Here is an 18358-nt window from a genome sequence, read left to right as displayed (position 1 = left end):
CCCTGGGTCCGGTTGTGCCGGGTTTTGCCGGGGTATCAGGTGCCGAACAGGGCGCCGACCTCGTGCCGTTTCAGCGTTGCGCGGGCGGCGGGATAGCGTTGGGCGGGGTCGCCCTCGGCCAGTTCGGGGAAGACCCGCAGCAGTTCCTCGCGTTGGTCGCTGGCCAGGTCGGCAACCGAGTGCACGCCCGGCTGGAAGGTCTCGCTCCAGCAGCCGTCAACCATGACGACCTGGTGCTCGGCACACATGAAATGGATGTAGGTGACCGGGCCTTCGACTTCGCGCGTGATCCCGGGCCGTCCGACCAGCATCAGGGCGGGAACCAGCACCTCGGGTTCGCCGACCAGAAGTTCGACGCGCGGTCCCGCCACAAGCAGGCGGTGCTGCGGGGAAACGCGCATGTCGCGGCTGGGGCTGTCCGGGCCCAGGGCGCCGGCCGCGATGCGCACCGGCCGCAACGCGGGTTGGCGGGCCAGTTCCGCGGCCGCCAGACTGCGGCGCCCGACCCAGACGATGGGTTCATAGCCTGCATCGCGGGTCAGAACCTGGTCGCCGGGGCGCAGATCCTCGACCCGGAGCTGGCCGCGGTCGGTCATGACCAGCGACCCTTCGGTGAAACAGGTGACGCCGGTGTGTTCGCCATCCATGGCGCCGGTGCCGGTGACCGTGATGTTGACCGTGGGTCCACCGGACAGGCGGATGAAGTCCAGCTTGCCGTCGGCGGCATCGTGGCGCAAGGCCTGCACCGGCAGGACGAAATTGGTGCCGTTGGCCGCGTTATAGGCGGCAAGCGTGCTGTCGTTGTACCAGGTGGTCAGATCGACGTAATCGTTGTCAAGGGTGCTGCCATTGGCGGGGGCCGTCTCGCCCGAGCCGAAATCGGTGATGGTGATCGTGTCGCCAGCCCCGCCCGAGATGATGAAGCGATCATTGCCTGCGCCGCCGGTCAGCGTATCAATCCCGCCGCCGCCAATGAGGGTGTCATTGCCGGTACCGCCGTCGAGCAGATCGTTGCCGGTGCCGCCGTTGAGACTGTCGTTGTCGGCCCCCCCATTCAGGGTGTCGTTGCCGTCGCCGCCATCCAGCACATCGTTGCCGGTGCCGCCGCTGAGGCTGTCGTTGTCCGCGCCGCCCCTGAGCGTGTCATTGCCGACCCCGCCGTCAAGCACATCGTCGCCCGCGTCGCCGTCGAGAATGTCGTTGCCCGCGTCGCCAAAGAGGGAATCGGTGCCCGTTCCGCCGGACAGGCTGTCATTGCCATCGCCGCCGTAAATCTGGTCGTTGTTGGCTTCGCCGGACAGCGTATCATTGCCGCCATTTCCATAGATCGTGTCATTTCCGCTGCCGCCCAGCAGGCTGTCATTTCCGTCGACATGGCCGGACGTCAGCGGCGGGACGCCAATCAGCGGGCTGCCGGCAAGATTGAGGAAGGTGTTTGTGCCCGGCAGCCGGTATTCGGCGGAAAGTACGCTCGCGCCGTCTCTTTCCCAATAATACAACTCAATCGTGTAGGTTTGTCCCGCGACCAGGGTCACATCGCCGTATCGGGTGGTGGAGCCCTGAAGAAAGTCGTTGTTCATGTAGGGCAGGGTGCCGCCCGTTTCGTTGGCGAAGTTCAGCACATTGCCATTCGAATCGCGGATCACGATGCGCGACCCGTCGTCAGAGGTGGTTCTGAACCGATAGGTTCCCCCCGCCGTGACGGTCATCGTGCTGGTCAGGACAACGCCAAACTGATCGGGGTTGCCGGTTGCGCCGCGCGCGATGTTGGCAAGGTTTTCCACACCCAGATCCGTGACATAGCCCTGACCGCGCAGGGTGCCGGAGGTGATCTGCGGCGCCTGTCCGTTCGCCCCGCTGAAGGTGCGGTCATAGACCGAATAGCTCCATTGTCCGGCGGCCGGGCTGTCGCCGTAGAGCACATCGTTGCCCGCGGCGCCCGAAATGGTGTCATTGCCGCCGCCGCCGGTCAGGGTATCTGCGCCGGTCGAAGCGGTGATCGTCTGGTTGGCGTTGGTTCCGGGGTTCGTGCTGCTATTGACGGCCATGAGAAGGCTCCTCGTTAACACACCGGCAGAGGCAGGCGAGTGTTGGGGAAGACGTGTCTTGTCAAAGGTCAGACAAGATATTGGGGCGGAGAGTCAATGTCGCCCGAGGCAGGATTTCGGGCGAACTTGCAATTCTGTGGCATATTGGCAAGTTATTTCGATTGCTTGGCGGATTTGGTGTGATTAGGAAATTATTAATCTGTGTTTAGGGTATTCCTTATATGGGCGGTTGCCGATGCCGTTTCGCGGCGTCCGGCTTTGCCGATCCGCATCCTGTTCAGCGGTTTGCCGCCGTGCCGGGCGCCGGTCTCCAAAGCGGTTTGATCATGGCGACCGGAGTGCTAGACAGGCGCAGGCCTTCCGGCTAGAACCGTCAAGTTAGCGCTAACACGATCCAGGAGCACCCATGGTCGCCCGCGTCATTCCGGTCGAGGCTTTCGAACTGGTGGTCTTCGGGGCCACCGGCGATCTGGCCCATCGCAAGATTCTGCCCGGCCTGTTTCGCCGCTTTCTGGCCGGCCAGATCCCGCCCGAGGCGCGCATCATCGGTGCCGCCCGCGCCGATCTGACCGATCAGGCCTTCCGCGACAGCATCGCCGAGGCCATCGCCAGATATGTGCCGGCCAAGCTGCACGACGCGGCGGTGGTGGCCGATTTCCTGAAGCACCTTGAGTATATCCCGATCGACGCCAAGGGCGAAGGTGGCTGGGCCACGCTGAAGGACAGGCTGCGTCCGGGTCTGGTCCATGCCTTCTATTTCTCGGTTGCGCCGGCGCTGTTCGGCGATCTGGCCGAGCGGCTGAAACTGCACGGCATTGCCGGCCCCGAGTCGCGCATCGTGGTGGAAAAGCCGTTCGGGCGCGATCTGGCCACGGCAAAGGCGCTGAACGCCACGCTGGCCTGCCATTTCGACGAAGGGCAGATCTACCGGATCGACCATTATCTCGGCAAGGAAACCGTGCAGAACCTGATGGCGGTGCGCTTTGCCAATATCCTGTTCGAGCCGCTGTGGAAGGCCGAATACGTTGATCATGTGCAGATCACCGTGGCCGAAACCGTGGGGGTCGCAGGCCGGGGCGCCTATTACGACACCTCGGGCGCCATGCGGGACATGGTGCAGAACCACATGATGCAGCTTCTGTGCCTGATCGCGATGGAGCCGCCCTATCACTTTGACCCCGACGCGGTACGCGACGAGAAGCTGAAGGTCATCCGCGCGCTGGACCCGGTTCGCCCCGAGGACATCGTGCGCGGCCAGTATCGCGCCGGCGGGGATGAGGGCAGCTATCGCGACCACGCCGAAAACCCGGAGTCGAAGACCGAAAGCTATATCGCGCTGCGCGTCCATATCTCGAACTGGCGCTGGAAGGGCACGCCCTTCTATCTGCGCACCGGCAAGCGGCTGCGGGCGCGGGCCAGCGAGATTGCGATCACCTTCAAGGAACCGCCGCATTCGATCTTTGACGATCACAGCGGCTGGCGCGAAAACGTGCTGGTGATCCGGTTGCAGCCGGATGAGGGCATGAACCTGATGGTGATGATCAAGGAACCGGGGCCGGGCGGGATGCGCTTGATGCAGGTGCCGCTGGACATGTCCTTTGCCGATGCGCTTGGGGCTGAGTTGGCCGACGCGCCCGATGCCTATGAACGGCTGATCATGGATGTGATCCGTGGCAACCAGACCCTGTTCATGCGTGGCGACGAGGTTGAGGCCGCCTGGGCCTGGACCGACCCGATCATCCAGGGCTGGGAAGCCCGGGGCGACGCGCCGCAGGCCTATGATCCCGGCTCGTCGGGGCCGGAGGATGCGCTGATGCTGATGCACCGCGACGGCCGCCGCTGGCGGGAGATCCGCTGATGCGCTGGCATGACTATCCCGACCGCGAGATGATGCACCTGCGGCTGGCCGACAAGATCGCCGGGCAACTGGCCGATTACCTGCGCCGCGATGGCCAGGCCACGCTGTCAGTGCCGGGCGGAACCACGCCGGGGCCGGTGTTCGACATCCTGTCGGGGGTCGATCTGGACTGGGCCAAGGTCAATGTCGTGCTGAACGATGAACGCTGGGTGCCCGAGGACAGCCCGCGGTCCAACACCCGTCTGCTGCGCGACCGGCTGTTTCGCGGCCCCGCCGCTGCCGCGCGGCTGATCCCGCTGTATCAGCCCGGTGCCGCCACCCCGGAAGACGCGCTGGCCGCGCTGGAAGAGGGGCTTGCCCCTCATCTGCCGGTGTCGGTCCTGTTGCTGGGGATGGGGGCCGACATGCACACGGCCAGCCTGTTCCCCGGCGCCGACCGGCTGGGCGAGGCGCTGGCGGCAAACGCGCCGCCGATCCTGCCGATGCGGGCCGATGCGGCCGGAGAGCCGCGCGTGACGCTGACCGCGCCGGTGCTGAAGGCGGCGATCAATATTCATGTGCTGATCACCGGCGCGGACAAGCGCGCGGCCATCGAAAAGGCGGCCAGCCTGTCGCCGGACCTTGCGCCGATCCGCGTTGTGCTGGATCAGGCGGATGTGCATTGGGCGGAGTAACGACACCATGACCGACAAGTGGAGCGCGCTGCGCGATCATCAGGCCCGCATCGCGGATCGCCCGATCCTGGCGCTGTTCGCGGCAGATCCGGCGCGCGCGGCGGGCTTTTCCGTGGCGGCCGACGGGATGCTGTTCGACTGGTCGAAGACCAATATCGACGCCGAGGCGCGCGCCCTGCTGATCATACTGGCCGAGGTGTCGGGGGTTGAGGCGAAACGCGCCGCCATGTTCGCGGGCGAGAAGATCAACGATACCGAAGGCCGCGCCGTGCTGCACACCGCCTTGCGCGCCGATGAGGCGGCGGTGATCCGCGTGGACGGGCAGGATGTCATGCCGGGCGTGCGGGCGGTCAAGGCGCGCATGGCCGACTTCGCCCGCGCCGTGCGGTCGGGCGCCTTCACGGGGCAGGGCGGGCGCATCACCGATGTGGTGAACATCGGGATCGGCGGATCGGACCTTGGCCCTGCGATGGCCACGCTGGCGCTGGCGCCGTTCCATGACGGGCCGCGCCTGCATTATGTGTCAAACGTCGATGGCGCGCATGTGCATGACACGCTGCGCGGGCTGAACCCCGAAACGACGCTGGTGATCGTCGCGTCCAAGACCTTTACCACCATCGAGACGATGACCAATGCCGACACCGCCAAACGCTGGATGGCGGCGCGGGTGGCCGATCCGGGCGCGCAGTTCGCCGCCGTCTCGACCGCAGGTGACAAGACGGCGGCCTATGGCATTGCCGCCGACCGTGTGTTCGGCTTCGAGGATTGGGTTGGCGGGCGCTATTCCGTCTGGGGGCCGATCGGCCTGTCGCTGATGATCGCCATCGGACCCGAGCGGTTCGAGGAGTTCCTGGCCGGTGGCCGCGCCATGGACCGCCATTTCCAGACCGCCCCGCTGGCGCGGAACATGCCGGTCCTGCTGGCGCTGGTCGGCCTGTGGCACAACCAGATCTGTGGCCATGCGACCCGCGCCGTGCTGCCCTATGACCAGCGGCTGTCGCGGCTGCCGGCCTATTTGCAGCAGCTTGAGATGGAATCGAACGGCAAGCGGGTGGCGATTGATGGCAGCGACCTGCCCACCAATTCCGGCCCGGTGGTCTGGGGGGAGCCCGGCACCAACGGCCAGCACGCCTTTTACCAGTTGATCCATCAGGGCACGCGGGTGGTGCCTTGCGAATTTCTTGTGGCCCGGCAGGGCCATGAGGCGGACCTTGCCCATCAGCACACCCTGCTGGTTGCCAACTGTCTGGCCCAGTCCGAAGCGCTGCTGCGCGGCCGCAGTCTGGACGAGGCGCGGGCGATCATGGCGAAGAAGGGCCTGACCGGGGCCGAGCTGGAGCGGCAGGCCCGCCACCGGGTTTTTCCGGGCAACCGGCCGTCAACCACGCTGGCCTATGACCGGCTGACGCCCTTTGTGCTGGGGCAGATCATCGCGCTTTACGAACACCGCGTCTTTGTCGAAGGCGTGATCCTTGGCATCAACTCCTATGACCAATGGGGGGTGGAGCTGGGCAAGGAACTGGCGCTGGCGCTGCAACCCGTGCTGGAAGGCACCGCGGGAACCGAGGGCAAGGACGGTTCCACCGCGCAACTGGTGGCCTTCCTGAAAGGCTAGCCTGTCTCGAACCCGCGGGCGATCTCGATCTCGGGCGCCAGCCGGGCGGCCAGATCGGCCAGCGGATCGGCGGGAAACCCGGCTCGCAGCGCGGCGGCCAGATCGCGGGCGCGGCGGCGCAGGGCGGCATCCTCATAGGCGGTGGCGACCGCCGTCAGGATGTCCGGCGTCGCCGGGGCTTCGGCTTCGATCAGGCGCACCACGCCCGCCGCCGCGGCGCGGCGGCCGTGCATCACCTGTTCCCGATGCGACGGCAGCCCGACCTGCGGCAGACCCGCCAGCGCGGCCATGCACAGCGTGCCATGCGGGGCCGAATGGACCACCAGCCGCGACCGCGCCGCCAGTGCCGTGGCGGACAGCGGCCCGCTTTCCACAGCCACGCCCGCCGCCGCCAGCCGTGCCCGCGTCGCGTCTGATGCGCGCGGCAGGAAGGCCCGGCGCGGCAGGGGCAGGGCGCAGATCGCCTCGCAGAGGGCGGGCTGGTCCGCCTCGGTGCGCGAGAAGTAGAAGAACACCTCATCCCCCGCCGCCAGACCTTCGGCCTGGTCCACCAGCGGCGGCACCAACTGGCCGGCAGGGCGCTGCGCGGCGTAGGGGTCCAGAAAATCGAAGGTGGCGGCCAGCACCCGGTCGGCATGGAAAAGCGCAGGCAGGGCGGGCAGCGGGTCCAGCCCCAGCTCTGCCGAGACGGCGTTCACCACCGCCAGCGTGTCGCGTTCCGGGTGCACCAGCCGGCCCGGATCTGGCACCAGCGGCGGAAATTCCGGCAGGTCGGGCGGCGGCGCGCCGAAGCCGGTGCCCGAAGACAGGATGCGGATCTGCCAGCCTTCCTCTTGCAAGCCGCGTGCGGCCCGCAGCGCCAGCGGGGCGTAATCCGCGATCAGCACCGAGACATCCTCGGCCACGATCAGATCACGCCAGAACATCAGCCCGCGCCGCACGAGATGCGGATCGGCCAGCCCGCAGGCGGCCAGATAGCAGGCGAAGGTGGTATTGCCGTAAAGCCCCTTGTCCGCCCGCATCGCCGCCGTCAGCCACAGCGGCGGCGCCCGCAGCACCGGCACGCCTTCCGCCTCAAGCTCGGGGGCGAAGTGCAGCGAGGGCAGGGTGGCCAGCCGCGCCACGCCCGGCCCCAGCGCCCGCGCCATCTGGCGCAGGCCCGAGACATGGCCACGCCCGCCGCCCATTTCATTGGCCAGCAGAACCTTCGGCCCCGATGCCGTGGCGGCCCCCATTCAGGACCGCCCGCCAAAGTCAGCCAAAGCTGCCCGGATTGCCGCCGTCATCGCCATCATCCACCTTCGGCGTCCAGGACCGGCCTTCGCCGCCCACCAGCCCGGCGCACAGCTTGTACACCGTGGCCGCCCCGGCCTCGGCCCCGAACTTGGCCTCGGCCCAGGCGACGGCCTTGCCGGCGTCGAAAATCGTGCTGCGGGTCAGCCCGTCCTCGCCGATGTGGAACACGGTCTTCTGGCCGCCCTGGTCAACGATCAGCGCGGGCCGGAAGACGCCATCCTTCATCACATTGCAGCGTGTCACGGTCAGCGCCTGCGCCCCGGCAGAACCGGCCAGCACCAGCACCCCGACAAGCACACTTCGCATGAACAGCGGAGAAGTCTCGGACATATCAAACCTCGGGTTGTCCCGCCTGGGGCGGGAAGGAATTGGTCTTGAAAGAACGCACAGAAAAAAATGACGTAAGGGAAGCCTACATGCGCCCCCGGCAGCGCGCAATAGGCTGACAGGGTGGGGATTTCGTCACCCCCGGCGATGGCCGGGGGTGACAGTCTGCGATCAGCGCAGCGCGGCGGTCACGATCACCTCGACCTTGTAGTCGGGCGTCGCCAGCTTCGCCTCGCCGGTGGCGCGGGCGGGGGTGTGGCCCTGCGGAACCCAGGCATCCCAGACAGCGTTCATGTCGGCAAAGGTGGACATGTCGGCCAGCCAGATCTGGGCTGACAGGATGCGGGTCTTGTCGGTGCCGGCAGCGGCCAGAATCCGGTCAACTTCGGCCAGGCATTGGCGGGTCTGGTCGGCCACGTTGTCGCCCGGGTTGCCCACCTGGCCGGCCAGCCACACGATGCCGTTATAGGCCACGGCCTCGGACATGCGGGGGCCAACACCGTAACGGGTGATCTCGCTGCTCATCTGTCTCTCCTGTTCGTGCAAGGGTGCCCGGCTTGCCTAGCCAAAAGCCCGCCCGAAGGAAAGCCGGATCAGGGCAGCGGCCGGCAGGTGAAACTGTCGCCTGACACCGCCGAGAACCATTCCATGGTGCCATCGGGGTTCAGGCTCAGGCCCAACTGGTAATCGTCGGCAAAGGTCAGCACGAAGGTGCTGCCATCGCGCGCCACATCCAGGATCTCCATCACCTCGCCGCCCGGATCATAGGTCGAGTCGGTGAAGGTGAAGGTGCCCACCTCGCAATCCCATTTCCCCTCGAACGGGTAGGTCTCGGCCCGCAGCGGGGCCGCGCAGACCAACAGGATCGCCGAAGCGGCGGCAAGGGCAGGGCGCATCGTCAGGGCCTTCCGGGGAGTGGAGCGGGTGAAGGGAATCGAACCCTCGTCGTAAGCTTGGGAAGCTTCTGCTCTACCATTGAGCTACACCCGCACGCCTGCCGAGGTAAGCGAAGCCGCGCCCGAGGTCAAGCGGCCTCGGGCGCGATGATGGTGGCTTGGGTCAAGGCGCCTTGGTCGAAAGCGTCAGCTCCAGCCGTTCGCCGGCCTTGACGGTGAAGGGCGTGTCGGACTTGGCGCCGTCCTTCTCGACATGGGCGACGTAATCGCCGGCGGGCAGGGTGGTCTGCCATTCGGGGCCATAGCCATAGACGATCTGGGTGGTGTTCCCGTTGATGTCCTTGGTGGGCAGTTGCACCTCGATGAATTCGTCTGCGGGCGTGGCGAAGGCCGCGACCCCGGCGTTCAGCACGACCTTGAGGTCGATCCGTTCGCCGGTCTTAACGGTGAAGGGCTGTTCCACCTTGGTCCCGCCCAGCGAGACCTGCGCCACATAGTCGCCGGGCGGCAGGTCGAAGGTGTGGCCCGCGCCGTAATCATAGTCCACCTGCTTGCGGTTGCCGTCGAGATCCTTCTTCGCCTCGAAGATCTCGATGAAATGATCGCCGCCTTCAACGCGCATGGTATCGGTGTAATAGGCCTCGATCCCGGCCACGCCGATCCCCATCACCACCGTCTTGTCCAGCGTCTTGCCGGCCTCGATCACGATGGACTGGTCGCCCTTCGCGGCGCCAAGTTCGGTATGCAGGGCATATTCGCCCGCCGGGAAGACGCGGACCGCCTGGCCAAAGCCGCTTGCGCCGATGTCGTCGGGGCCGCGCACCTGGAAGAAGCCGTCCGTGTCGGGCTCGCCCCCTTCGGTCGGCACGACCTTGATGTTCAGGATGCCCGCATCAAGGATCACCACCGGCTTCGCCAGTTCGGAGTCGGTGATGTCCACTTCCTGTTCGGCCTTGGCTTCGTGCAGTTCGGTCTTCATCAGGTAGCGGCCCGGCGGCAGGTAATCGGTCGTCGTGCCGTAGATGGTGGCGGTATAGTCCTTGGACGGGCCTTCGTCCGTCATCGGATAGAAGGTGAAGATCGCGTCGCGCACGATCTCGGGCTCCTGGCCGCCTTCGGTCAACAGGACCACCGGGTCGATGTTGCGGTCAAGTTTCGCGGGTTCGGGCGGCGGGGGCGGGGTCGGTTCCGGTTCGGCCAGAACCACCGTGGTCTTCAGCGCCTCGACCAGTTGGCCCGCGTCCGAGGCGGGAATGTACTTGCCGCCGGTGTTCTCGGCCAGGCAGGCCACGGCCTTGCCCTCGTCATCGGTCAGGCCGAAGCCCACCACATGCGCGGTGAAATCCACGCCGCTGGCCTCCAGCTCGCGCCCAAGGGCGCAAGGATCGGCCTCGCAGGTTTCGATCCCGTCGGTGATCAGGATCACGGTCGCCTTTTCCTCGGTTGATTTCAGATCGGCCGCGGCCTGCCGGACCGCTTCGGTCAGCGGCGTTTTCCCAAGGAATTTCATCTTGTTGGCGGCGTCGATGATCGCGGGTCCGGTTCCGGCGGCCGGCGGCACCACCAGTTCGATGTCCTTGCAGTCGCCCTTGCTGCGGTGGCCATAGGCCATCAGGCCGATTTCCGTGTCGGCCGGGATGCTGCCCAGCACATTGGCCAGCGCCTCGCGAGCGATTTCCAGCTTGGCGCGCCCGTCGATCTGGCCCCACATCGAACCCGAGGCATCAAGCACGATGATCGAACGGCCCTCGGCGAGGGTCAGGGTGGGGGCCAGGGCGACCCCCAGCAGAAGGGCAGAAAACAGGCGCATGGGAAACTCCGGTCTGAAATACAACGTTTCAGAACCTTGGCCGAAGCCGGGTTTCCGATCAAGCCTGCGCGTCAGCCCCGCCGCCGGCGCCGTTCACCGCCCCCGCCGCCACCGCCCGCGTTGAAGCTGACATCGGGCAGGGTGACGATCTTGGCCAGTTCCGGGAACGGGTCAACCGCGTGCGGAATGGCGTTGGCGTTGACGAAGTGTTCCTGGAAGCGCGGTTCGATGGCCGTCTCGACCTTGTGGATGTCATGCACCGTCGCCTCGATCTGGTCGCGGGCGGCGCGGTTCAGCAGCGCGATGCGCGCGCCGGTGCCGGCGGCGTTGCCCGCGCTGGTCACGCGGTCCAGCGGCACATCGGGAATCATGCCCAGAACCATGGCGTGTTTCGGGCTGATATGGGCGCCGAAGGCCCCGGCCAGTGTCACCCGGTCCACCTTGTCGACGCCGAATTCATCCATCAGCAGCCGCGCGCCCGCGTAAAGCGCCGATTTCGCCAACTGGATCGCCCGGATGTCGCCTTGCGTGACCATGATCTTCGGCCCGCCGGTGGCGCTGGCGTCATGCAGCAGGTAGCTGTGGGTGCGGCCATAGGGCAGGGCGCGCGCGGTGCCGGTCTGTTCGGCCGACCCGATCAGCCCGCCCGGATCGACCAGACCCGCCATCCGCATTTCGGCAACCGCCTCGATGATGCCGCTGCCGCAGATGCCGGTGATGCCGGTTTGCGCCGTGGCTTCGGCAAAGCCCGGCTCGGTGGACCACAGATCGCAGCCGATCACCTTGAAGCGCGGCTCCTTGGTGGCGGGGTCGATCTCGACCCGTTCGATGGCGCCCGGCGCGGCGCGCTGGCCGCTGGAGATCTGCGCGCCTTCAAAGGCGGGACCGGTGGGGCTGGAGCAGGCCAGCACGCGGGTTTCATTTCCCAGCAGGATTTCGGCATTGGTGCCGACATCGACGATCAGCACCATGTCCTTCGACTTGTTCGGTTCTTCGGACAGCGCGACCGCCGCGCAGTCGGCGCCGACATGGCCCGCGATGCAGGGCAGCACATAGACCCGCGCATTGCGGTTCAGCGCGGGCAGGTCCAGATCGCGCGCATCCAGCGACAGGCTGCCGCTGGTGGCCAAGGCAAAGGGGGCCTGTCCCAGTTCCACCGGGTCGATGCCCAGCAGCAGGTGGTGCATAACCGGGTTGCAGACGATCACCATCTCGTAGATCGCGCCCGGCTCGACGCCGGCTTCCTGCGCGATGGCGCGGGCCAGGCTGTCCAGCGCCTCGCGCACCGCCCGGGTCATCTCGACATCGCCGCCGGGGTTCATCATCGCATAGGAAACCCGGCTCATCAGATCCTCGCCAAAGCGGATCTGCGGGTTCATCAGGCCGCTGGACGCCAGCACCTTGCCATCCGACAGGTCGCACAGATGCGCCGCGATGGTGGTGGAGCCAAGGTCCACCGCCAGCCCGTACAGCGGCCCGTCATGGAAGCCGGGGAAGATGTCCAGCACGCGATGCGCCGCGTCGTGGTTGCCGCGGTTCAGAACCACCGTCGCCTTCCATTCGCCCTTGCGCAGCACGGGCTGCAACCGGCGCAGGATGTCCAGCCCCGCCTCGACGCCCTCGATCTGCCACTGGTCCTTCAGCGCCTGCACCAGACGTTCGAAATCGCCGGTCGGTTCGTGCATGTCGGGTTCCTGCACCTCGACGAAGACCGCCCGCGTGGCCGGGTCCATCTCGATGTGCCGCTCGGTGGCCGATTTGCGGATCACCTGTTTGTGCACCTGGCTTTCGGGCGGCACGTCGATGACCACATCGCCCATCACCTTGGCCTGACAGCCCAGCCGCCGTCCGTCGATCAGCCCGCGGATGCGTTTGTAACGTTCCTCGACCGGGTTCCAGTCCGACAGCGCATCGGCGGCCACCGTCAGCCCGTGCTTGGGAAATTCGCCATAGCCCGGGGTGATCTGGCATTTGGAACAGATGCCGCGCCCGCCGCAGACCGAATCGAGGTCCACCCCCAACTGGCGCGCGGCCGTCAGCACCGGCGTTCCCAGGGCGAACCGCCCCCGTTTGCCCGAGGGGGTGAAGATCACCAGTGCATCGTTAGCCATGTCCGTCTCCTGCTCGCGCGCGATCCTCTTCTTAGGCCCGGTGGCCCCCGGCGCAAGGTTCCAATGCGGCAAATCAGATGTCGGTTGCGGCGGCGGGCCGGGTTGGCGGCGTTTCGGTGCCTGACGCCCCCCGTTGACGGCGGCCGGTTCCCCGCATACCTGCGGCCCATGGCGCGCGCACCCCTTCTGCAACTGAACCGCATTTCGCTGACCTTTGGCGGCGATCCCGTTTTTGACGACCTGTCGCTGGTGATCCAGCCGGGCGACCGGGTGGCCCTTGTCGGCCGCAACGGCAGCGGCAAGTCCACCCTGATGAAGGTCATGGCCGGTCTGGTCGAGGCCGACCGGGGCGAGCGGATCGTGCCCGCCGGGGTGACGGTCGGCTATATGGAGCAAGACCCGGACCTGTCGGCCTTTGCCACGCTGGGCGACTATGCCGCGCAAGGCCTGCCCGATGGGGAAGCCTATCGCCTTGCCGTGGTGGCCGAGGGGCTGAAGTTCAACCCTGAAACCCCGGTTGCCACGGCTTCGGGTGGGGAACGCCGCCGCGCCGCGCTGGCCAAGCTGCTGGCCGAAGCGCCCGAGCTGATGCTGCTGGACGAGCCGACCAACCACCTGGACATTCAGGCCATCGAATGGCTTGAGGCCGAACTGGCGCAGACCCGCGCCGGCTTTGTGCTGATCAGCCACGACCGCGCCTTCCTGCGCGCGCTGACCAAGGCCACGCTCTGGATCGACCGGGGCGAGGTGCGCCGCCGCGAATCCGGGTTCGACGGGTTCGAGGAGTGGCGCGAAACCATCTGGGCCGAGGAAGACGAGGCCCGCCACAAGCTGGACCGCAAGATCAAGGCCGAGGCGAAATGGGCGGTCGAAGGCATCTCCGCCCGCCGCAAGCGCAATCAGGGCCGCGTCCGCGCCTTGCAGGCGCTGCGGGCGGAACGCGCCTCGCAGATCCGCCGGCAGGGCACCGCCGCGCTGGAACTGGAAAGCGGCCCGGTGTCGGGCAAGAAGGTGATCGAGGCGAAGGGCCTGACCAAGACCTTTGGCGACAAGACCATTGTCCGTGATTTCGATCTGCGCGTTCTGCGCGGCGACCGGGTGGCCTTCGTGGGGCCGAACGGCGTGGGAAAGACCACGCTTCTCAAGATGTTGACGGGCGATCTTCCGCCGGATTCCGGCAGCGTATCCTTGGGCACAAGCCTTGAGATTGCGGTTTTCGACCAGACCCGTTCGGCGCTGGACCCCGAGGCGACGCTTTGGGACAGCCTGACGAATGACCCGCTGATGCAGGTCTCGGGCGCGTCCGATCAGGTGATGGTGCGCGGTGTGCCGCGGCATGTGGTGGGCTATCTCAAGGATTTCCTGTTCACCGACGCGCAGGCGCGGGCGCCGGTCAAATCGCTGTCGGGGGGCGAGAAGGCGCGGCTTCTGCTGGCCCGCATCATGGCGCGGTCATCGAACCTGCTGATCCTGGACGAACCGACCAACGATCTTGACGTGGAAACGCTGGACCTGCTGCAAGACACGCTGGGCGAATTTGACGGCACCGTGCTGCTGGTCAGCCACGACCGCGATTTCATCGACCGCGTGGCCACCACCACCGTGGCGATGGAGGGCAACGGACGGGCCAGCGTCTATCCCGGCGGCTGGTCGGATTATGTTGCCCAGCGGCCGGAAGCGGTGGACGCCGCCGCTGCGGCGCTTCGGCCCGCGGCCCGCAAGGAAGATGCGAAACCGGCAGATAAGCCAAAGGCGCCTGGCCTGACCTTTACCGAGCGCAAGCGGTTCGACGATCTGCCCGCGCTGATGGAGCGGTTGCAGGCCGAAATCGCCAAGCTGACCGAATTTCTGGCCCAGCCCGACCTTTTCACGAAAGAGCCGGTCAAGTTCCGCAAGGCCAGCGACGGGCTGACCGAACGGCAGGCTGCCTTGCAGGCCGCAGAAGAGGAATGGCTGGCGCTGGCCGAGCGGGCCTGACAGGGCGAGGCCAGTCCCGATTGCGTGATCTGGCGCGGATCGGCTGGTTCTGGCCGGTTCGGTGGCGTTGATCGGCCAGCCTCCGCCACCGCAGCACACGACACTTCAAGCGGTCGTGAGGTGTCATTGCTTCTCCTGCCGCGCGAGCCCAGCCTTAGGGGCGTTGCCGCAGCCGGCCCCCCTTGGGTCTGGTTTGTCGGCGAACCCAAGGAGCAGAACATGAAAAAACTTGCGATCATTCTTGCCGCTTCGGCGCTGTCCGCCCCGGCCTTTGCCGGTGGCCTGTCGACCCCGGTGGTTGAACCTGTCGTGACCCCGGCCCCGGCGCCGGTCTACATGCCCTCGACCGACTGGTCGGGCTTCTACGCGGGTGGTCAGGTCGGCTATGGCGACATCGATTCCAACGGTGCCGGGCTTGACGGCCATGGCTGGGGCGGTGGTGTCCATGCCGGCTATCGCTGGGATCTGGGCAAGACCGTTCTGGGTGTCGAAGGCAGCTATGACAAGTACGACACCGACCTTGGCGGCAACCTTGGCACGCTGGACAATGTGACCCGCATCAAGCTGATGGCGGGTGCCGATCTGGGCAAGACGCTGGTCTACGCAACCACGGGTGTTGCCTGGGCCGATGCCACGGTTGGCGGGGCCAGCCTGTCGGACAACGGCTATTTCCTGGGTGCCGGTCTTGACTATGCGCTGAACGACAAATGGACGCTGGGCGGTGAAGTGCTGGCCCACAAGTTCGACAACTTCGACAATTCGGGCGTCGATCTTGACGCGACCACGGTCGCGGCGAAGGTCTCGTTCCGCTTCTGATCCGCAAAGCGCCCGGCGCCTGCCCTCAGGGGCAGGCGTCCGCCGGCACGGCCGGCAGCAGGAACACCCGGTCGTCGCCCGTCGTGCCGGAGAGTTCCAGGAAATCCTGTGCCCCCTCGAACCCGATGCCGCCGCGCCCCAGCGCCATGCGAACGGCGCCGTCACGGCCCGGTGTCAGAACGAATCCGCCCGCATCACCCTCCATCTGACAATAGATGTGGTCCGACTCGTTCTCGCAATAGGCGACCGCCTGATAGCGTTCCGAGGTGCCGCGCACATGCAGCGCCACGGTCAGCACCAGATACCGCGGATCGCCCCATTCCCCCGAGACCGGCCCCAGCGCGACAAGCGTCACCCGCTGATCGGGGTGGCCGGCCAGATGCAGCGGCGTGTATTGCCGCAGGTAGCAGCTTGCATCCGACGGGAACATCATGTCCCGGGGCGATTTCGCAAGGGCAGGGGTGGCCAGAAGGGCCAGGGCCAGGGCAGGGCGCATCAGCATCGCGATCTCCGTCCGCGGGGGATGGGGGCATTGTGCCACCGGGGCCGACCGCGGGACAGGTCAGATTTCCCGCATCAGATCGGCCACGACCGCCGGGATCATCTGCACATCCGCGCGGGTGCAGTCGAACTGCCCCACCTGCACCCGGATCACGAATTCCCCCTGGTGGCGCGTCTGGGTCAGATAGATCCGCCCGTCATCGTTGATCCGCTGCAACAGCGCCGCCGTTGCCTCCTCAGTCTCCAGCCGGAAGCTGAACAGCGACAGCGAGGGTTCGGTGACGATGGTCAGCCCCGGCAGGGCACGCAGCGCCTCGCTGGCCTCGCGCGCCCAGGCCACATGGTTGCGGATGCGTGTCCGCAACCCTTCCAGACCATAGGCCCGCAGCACGAACCACAGCTTCAGCGCGCGGAACCGCCGGCCAAGCGGCACGGTCCATTCGTTGAAATTGATGATCTCTTCCCGTCCGGCGGTTTCCAGATAGCTGGGCCGCAACCCCAGGGTCCGCACCTGCGGCCCCGGATCGCGCAGGAACTGCACCGCGCAATCGAACTGCACGCCCAGCCATTTGTGCGGGTTGAAGACGATGGAGTCTGCCCCTTCGATGCCCGCCCACAGGGTGCGGAATTCGGGGCAGATCATCGCCGATCCGGCCCAGGCGGCATCGACATGCACCGGCAGCCCTTCGGCGCGGGCCACGGCGATGCAATCGGCGATGCGGTCGAAGGCCCCGACGCCGGTCGATCCGGCGCAGAGGATCACACCCACCGGCAGCATCCCCGCCGCCCGGTCGGCCCGGATCGCCCCGGCCAGGGCGCCGGGTTTCATCGACAGGCCTGCGTCGGTTGGCACCTTGACCAGATTGTCCTGCCCGATCCCGGCCAGCCGCACCGCCTTGTCGACCGAGGAATGGGTCTCGGGGCTGGCATAGATCCGCAGCCGTGGCGCCCCCGACAGGCCCCGGGACAGGCCGGCCCAGTCCAGCGCCTGTTCGCGCATGGTCAGAACGGCCGACAGCGTCGCGGTCGTGGCCGAATCATGTATCACGCCTACACGTTCTGATGGCAGACCCAGCGCCTGCGTCAGCCATCCGATCATGACCTGTTCGATCTCGGTCGCGGCGGGACTGGTCTGCCACAGCATCGCCTGCGCCGACATCGCATTGGCCAGTTGCTCGGCCAGCATCGAGGCGGGCGCGGCATTGGCCGGGAAGTAGGCGAAGAACCGGGGGTGCTGCCAGTGCGTTATTCCTTTGGGGACAATCCGGCAGAAGTCCTCCCAGATTGTTGCGGGCGAATCGGGGTATTCCGGGGGGGACTGCGGCAATTCCGTGGCAATGGCGCCAGGCTCGACTTTTGCCCTGACGGGGTGATCGCGCAACCCGCGGTGGTATTCGGCTGTCCAGTCGGCCGCCCGCTTCGACCAATGCTTCAGCTCTTCATGATCCATGGCGGCCTCTCCTGCCTGTGACACCCTGATCAGATGGAGAAAAACTCTCGTCAAGTGTTGATGGCTGAGGTATGGGAAGGTCGCTTCGTGCGGAGGCCGGCCCGAAAAAGCCAGTTCCTTTCCGGGGCGCTGTCATGCCCGCACCCCGCCCGTGCTGGCGGTTTTTCGCTAAGGAGGTACCGAATGCCTGTTTCCCGTCGTTTTGTTCTTGTCGCCGGTGTTGCCGCGGCTGCCCTGACCGCTGGTTGCGTTGGTGGCACGTTCCACACCGCCTATGCCGCGCCGATCCCCGCCGATGTTTCCCGTCAGTGGAAGCTGGCCGGTGTGCGCGTGAACGTTCCCCAATCGCTGAAGGTCAGCGAAGCCCACACCTATCTTCCGGCTGCCGACATTGTCTGGCGCGAAGATCCGCTGGGCGACCGTCATGCGCAAGTCGCGGCCCTGCTGAAGAACGCGGTCACCCGCGGCGCGTCGGGCCTGCGCGGCAAGCGTGGCGTCTATCTCGACATCGTTGTCAGCCGCTTCCACGCCCTGACCTTTGAAGCCGAGCAGCGCTTCCAGAATGCCGGCGTGCACAACATCCACTTCACCGCCAGCGTCGTTGACGCCCGCACCGGCGAAGTTCTGGTTGCGCCGACCGAGATCGAAGCCTCGCTCCCGGCCCTGTCGGGTGATCAGATGAAGGCGGCCCGTGCCCGCGGGGAAACCCAGCGGTCGCAGATCACCGCCCATGTGGCGACCACCATCGCCGGCTGGCTGAGCCTGGCCGCCGATCCGCGCAACAGCTTCAGCCGCGCTGGCGACTGATCGCGCCTTCTTTCGCGGCAAAGGGCGGCAGAGCGATCTGCCGCCCTTTGTCATGCGCGGCCGGTGTTTTCCTGTTGGCGGCGCCGGAAAAGCGCGCTAGTTTTCCCCGCATGACGACGTTGCGCAACATCCGCATCTGCTGCATTACCCGCTGACTTCGGTCGCGCGGGCG

16 protein-coding genes and 1 tRNA gene are annotated in these 18358 nt (G+C 66.6%); 6 read left to right on the top strand and 11 right to left on the bottom strand.

Annotated features, from left to right (window positions below):
* Nucleotides 1-35: 35 nt before the first annotated feature.
* Nucleotides 36-2048 (bottom strand): Hint domain-containing protein, encoded by a 2013-nt coding sequence (locus B6K69_RS18590; protein WP_108642665.1) that lies wholly within the window; start codon nt 2046-2048, stop codon nt 36-38.
* Nucleotides 2049-2454: 406 nt separating this feature from the next.
* Between B6K69_RS18590 and zwf the strand changes: the two genes are divergently transcribed.
* The 3 genes from zwf to pgi are packed head-to-tail and all read left to right on the top strand — an operon-like array spanning nt 2455 to nt 6195.
* Entirely contained in the window at nt 2455-3906 is a 1452-nt protein-coding gene (zwf, locus tag B6K69_RS02550; protein WP_108642664.1) for a glucose-6-phosphate dehydrogenase, read from the top strand.
* Nucleotides 3906-4580, top strand: a complete 675-nt coding sequence (pgl, locus tag B6K69_RS02545; protein ID WP_108642663.1) for a 6-phosphogluconolactonase — start codon at nt 3906-3908, stop codon at nt 4578-4580. The genes zwf and pgl overlap by 1 nt, the downstream gene beginning before the upstream one ends.
* A 7-nt stretch (nt 4581-4587) precedes the next feature.
* Nucleotides 4588-6195, top strand: coding sequence for a glucose-6-phosphate isomerase (pgi, locus tag B6K69_RS02540; RefSeq protein WP_108642662.1), 1608 nt, complete (start codon nt 4588-4590; stop codon nt 6193-6195).
* Here the strand turns inward: pgi and B6K69_RS02535 are convergent.
* The 7 genes from B6K69_RS02535 to B6K69_RS02505 form a co-directional block, all read right to left on the bottom strand.
* On the bottom strand, nt 6192-7430 hold the full coding sequence (locus tag B6K69_RS02535; protein ID WP_108642661.1) for a hypothetical protein: 1239 nt from the start codon (nt 7428-7430) through the stop codon (nt 6192-6194). The genes pgi and B6K69_RS02535 overlap by 4 nt on opposite strands.
* Before the next feature lie 19 nt (nt 7431-7449).
* Entirely contained in the window at nt 7450-7797 is a 348-nt protein-coding gene (locus B6K69_RS02530; RefSeq protein WP_123876516.1) for a hypothetical protein, read from the bottom strand.
* 192 nt (nt 7798-7989) lie between these two features.
* Nucleotides 7990-8343 (bottom strand): RidA family protein, encoded by a 354-nt coding sequence (locus B6K69_RS02525; RefSeq protein WP_108642659.1) that lies wholly within the window; start codon nt 8341-8343, stop codon nt 7990-7992.
* 68 nt (nt 8344-8411) lie between these two features.
* Entirely contained in the window at nt 8412-8714 is a 303-nt protein-coding gene (locus B6K69_RS02520; RefSeq protein WP_108642658.1) for a hypothetical protein, read from the bottom strand.
* A gap of 20 nt (nt 8715-8734) precedes the next feature.
* Nucleotides 8735-8808: transfer RNA gene (locus B6K69_RS02515), tRNA-Gly, on the bottom strand.
* Nucleotides 8809-8877: 69 nt separating this feature from the next.
* Nucleotides 8878-10524 carry a vWA domain-containing protein gene (locus B6K69_RS02510; protein WP_108642657.1) on the bottom strand — a complete coding sequence of 549 codons (1647 nt, stop codon included), beginning with the start codon at nt 10522-10524 and terminating at the stop codon, nt 8878-8880.
* A 71-nt stretch (nt 10525-10595) separates the two neighbouring features.
* Nucleotides 10596-12635: an ASKHA domain-containing protein gene (locus B6K69_RS02505; protein ID WP_108642656.1), complete on the bottom strand. Its 2040-nt coding sequence runs from the start codon at nt 12633-12635 to the stop codon at nt 10596-10598.
* 168 nt (nt 12636-12803) lie between these two features.
* On the opposite strand from B6K69_RS02505, the gene B6K69_RS02500 reads away from it, so the two are divergent.
* Both B6K69_RS02500 and B6K69_RS02495 read left to right on the top strand, forming a co-directional pair.
* Entirely contained in the window at nt 12804-14612 is a 1809-nt protein-coding gene (locus B6K69_RS02500) for an ABC-F family ATP-binding cassette domain-containing protein (protein WP_108642655.1), read from the top strand.
* A 219-nt stretch (nt 14613-14831) separates the two neighbouring features.
* Nucleotides 14832-15428, top strand: a complete 597-nt coding sequence (locus B6K69_RS02495; RefSeq protein WP_108642654.1) for an outer membrane protein — start codon at nt 14832-14834, stop codon at nt 15426-15428.
* A gap of 25 nt (nt 15429-15453) precedes the next feature.
* On the opposite strand, the gene B6K69_RS02490 is transcribed toward B6K69_RS02495, so the two are convergent.
* A complete protein-coding gene (locus B6K69_RS02490) occupies nt 15454-15930 on the bottom strand; it encodes a hypothetical protein (protein WP_108642653.1) in 477 nt (158 codons plus the stop codon).
* A 60-nt stretch (nt 15931-15990) separates the two neighbouring features.
* Nucleotides 15991-17379, bottom strand: a complete 1389-nt coding sequence (locus tag B6K69_RS02485) for a pyridoxal phosphate-dependent decarboxylase family protein (protein WP_108642652.1) — start codon at nt 17377-17379, stop codon at nt 15991-15993.
* Nucleotides 17380-17562: 183 nt separating this feature from the next.
* On the opposite strand from B6K69_RS02485, the gene B6K69_RS02480 reads away from it, so the two are divergent.
* Complete coding sequence (locus tag B6K69_RS02480; RefSeq protein WP_107674363.1) at nt 17563-18186, top strand: DUF6778 family protein; 624 nt, start codon at nt 17563-17565, stop codon at nt 18184-18186.
* Here the strand turns inward: B6K69_RS02480 and B6K69_RS18105 are convergent.
* On the bottom strand, nt 18167-18316 hold the full coding sequence (locus tag B6K69_RS18105) for a hypothetical protein (RefSeq protein WP_164681863.1): 150 nt from the start codon (nt 18314-18316) through the stop codon (nt 18167-18169). The two genes, B6K69_RS02480 and B6K69_RS18105, sit on opposite strands and share 20 nt — an antisense overlap.
* Nucleotides 18317-18358: the final 42 nt, after the last annotated feature.

Source organism: Pseudogemmobacter blasticus (assembly GCF_003071405.1).
GTDB lineage: Bacteria > Pseudomonadota > Alphaproteobacteria > Rhodobacterales > Rhodobacteraceae > Pseudogemmobacter > Pseudogemmobacter blasticus.
This window is presented reverse-complemented; position numbering and strand designations above follow the sequence as displayed.

Bases quoted from the DNA above. Each gene is read 5' to 3' on its own strand.
- B6K69_RS02505 (WP_108642656.1), bottom strand. From the start codon at position 12,635: ATGGCTAACGATGCACTGGTGATCTTCACCCCCTCGGGCAAACGGGGG.
- pgi (WP_108642662.1), top strand. From the start codon at position 4,588: ATGACCGACAAGTGGAGCGCGCTGCGCGATCATCAGGCCCGCATCGCG.
- B6K69_RS02500 (WP_108642655.1), top strand. From the start codon at position 12,804: ATGGCGCGCGCACCCCTTCTGCAACTGAACCGCATTTCGCTGACCTTT.
- B6K69_RS02480 (WP_107674363.1), top strand. From the start codon at position 17,563: ATGCCTGTTTCCCGTCGTTTTGTTCTTGTCGCCGGTGTTGCCGCGGCT.
- B6K69_RS02520 (WP_108642658.1), bottom strand. From the start codon at position 8,714: ATGCGCCCTGCCCTTGCCGCCGCTTCGGCGATCCTGTTGGTCTGCGCG.
- B6K69_RS02525 (WP_108642659.1), bottom strand. From the start codon at position 8,343: ATGAGCAGCGAGATCACCCGTTACGGTGTTGGCCCCCGCATGTCCGAG.
- B6K69_RS18590 (WP_108642665.1), bottom strand. From the start codon at position 2,048: ATGGCCGTCAATAGCAGCACGAACCCCGGAACCAACGCCAACCAGACG.
- B6K69_RS02510 (WP_108642657.1), bottom strand. From the start codon at position 10,524: ATGCGCCTGTTTTCTGCCCTTCTGCTGGGGGTCGCCCTGGCCCCCACC.
- B6K69_RS02530 (WP_123876516.1), bottom strand. From the start codon at position 7,797: ATGCGAAGTGTGCTTGTCGGGGTGCTGGTGCTGGCCGGTTCTGCCGGG.
- pgl (WP_108642663.1), top strand. From the start codon at position 3,906: ATGCGCTGGCATGACTATCCCGACCGCGAGATGATGCACCTGCGGCTG.
- B6K69_RS18105 (WP_164681863.1), bottom strand. From the start codon at position 18,316: ATGTTGCGCAACGTCGTCATGCGGGGAAAACTAGCGCGCTTTTCCGGC.
- B6K69_RS02485 (WP_108642652.1), bottom strand. From the start codon at position 17,379: ATGGATCATGAAGAGCTGAAGCATTGGTCGAAGCGGGCGGCCGACTGG.
- B6K69_RS02535 (WP_108642661.1), bottom strand. From the start codon at position 7,430: ATGGGGGCCGCCACGGCATCGGGGCCGAAGGTTCTGCTGGCCAATGAA.
- B6K69_RS02490 (WP_108642653.1), bottom strand. From the start codon at position 15,930: ATGCTGATGCGCCCTGCCCTGGCCCTGGCCCTTCTGGCCACCCCTGCC.
- zwf (WP_108642664.1), top strand. From the start codon at position 2,455: ATGGTCGCCCGCGTCATTCCGGTCGAGGCTTTCGAACTGGTGGTCTTC.
- B6K69_RS02495 (WP_108642654.1), top strand. From the start codon at position 14,832: ATGAAAAAACTTGCGATCATTCTTGCCGCTTCGGCGCTGTCCGCCCCG.